Below are 1,518 nucleotides of genomic sequence, written 5' to 3' on the forward strand. Positions count from 1 at the left end.
ATTGCTTTGAAATAAGTAAAAACCCGATAGCTTATCTAAATATTTGTATTATTAGACATTTAAAAAGAATATTTTGCAATTATTATCTGTCATATTACAGAACGATTGCAATTTGACATGAATTTAAAACACTTATATAAAGGCTTTATTAGGGACTTTGTTTATTTAATTCATAATAAAAACGCATAATTTTCCGGTAATATGACATCATTTGTGAAAACAACCTCTCTTATCACTTTAAACATATAATATTAGCTTTGTAATGTTACAAGGTTGTTACAAATTTACATAAGGTTTTCAAAAAACCCGGATTTAATGTCAAGGCAGTTAAGAGGCTTTAACAGATGCCTGATTTACATGACTTAAAAAAAGGCCCGTGTTAAGATATTGCTTGTAGATGAGACAGGTGTTCTTTATCTAGAATATAGCCGCACGATAAAGATGCGGTAAATAGCGGGTCATCCACTAGATGGCAGCAGACAACTTAAAAAAAAATTAAAAAGCAGTATTCTTATTAAGGAGAGTATTTACACATGAAATTGAACAAAATTATCTTAGGTACGTCATTTGCATTAGCAGGTTTATTCGCTGCTACAAACAACAATAACGTAGAAGCGGCTACTTGGTCTGCTCGTACAGTTGCTGAAGTTTCAGCTGATTTAGAAGCTACAGATGACACAACTACTTCATACACTATTCAATACGGTGATACTTTAGCAGCTATCGCTAAAGCGTCTGACGTAAGTGTAGATGCATTAGTTGCAATCAACGACATCCAAAACGCTAACGTAATCTTCCCAGGAACTAAACTTTCATTTACAAAAGATGAAACAACTGGTGAAGTAAACGAAGTAACTGTAGAAGACTCTGCAACTGAAGAAGCAACTACTTATGATGTTGCTGAAGAAGTGGTAACTGAAACTACTTATGAAGCGCCAGCTGAAGAAACTTATGTAGCAGAAGAAACTGCATACGAAGCACCAGCAGCCGAAACAACTGCTTCAACTACTTCATACTCTAGCAATTCAGCTAAAGAAATCATCGCTCAACGTGAGTCAGGTGGATCTTACACAGCTTACAACGCAGCAGGTGGTTACTATGGCCGTTACCAATTAAACCCAACATTAGTAGCTTACGGTGCATCTCCAGCTGAACAAGAAGCAGCTGCTGACAAATATGTTGCTGAACGTTACGGTTCATGGGAAGCTGCTTTAGCATTCTGGAACGCTAACGGTTGGTACTAAGATAAAGTTTCTTCTATCTAGAAACGGTTATTTAAAATACAAACAAATGAGTCAGGTTTTTCCTGGCTCTTTTTGTTTGCCCAGCATGGGCAAACTCTAACGGGTGAAAGTCCCTAATGCAACCTGACAGTGGTAAGCATATAGCTGAAGACAAGGGTGTCTACCGTGAGGTGGAATCTGAAAGAAGTCCTAGGCATATCTCTGGTCTGACGAACAGAAATCACATAAAAGGCTGGGTGAGCGGATAAGACTGCAAAAGAAGTTGAAGTCCAAC

General features: G+C 37.4%; 1 protein-coding gene. It reads left to right on the forward strand.

Going from position 1 to position 1,518, the window contains the following annotated elements; translation table 11 throughout:
• Positions 1 to 533: 533 nt before the first annotated feature.
• Positions 534 to 1,244 (forward strand): LysM peptidoglycan-binding domain-containing protein, encoded by a 711-nt coding sequence (locus tag ACRCJ0_RS13825; RefSeq protein ID WP_419971460.1) that lies wholly within the window; start codon positions 534 to 536, stop codon positions 1,242 to 1,244.
• Positions 1,245 to 1,518: the final 274 nt, after the last annotated feature.

The sequence above is a fragment of the Aerococcus sp. L_32 genome, assembly GCF_050689315.1.

Excerpts from the sequence above, each read along its gene's own strand:
- ACRCJ0_RS13825 (WP_419971460.1), top strand. The coding sequence starts at position 534 with ATGAAATTGAACAAAATTATCTTAGGTACGTCATTTGCATTAGCAGGT.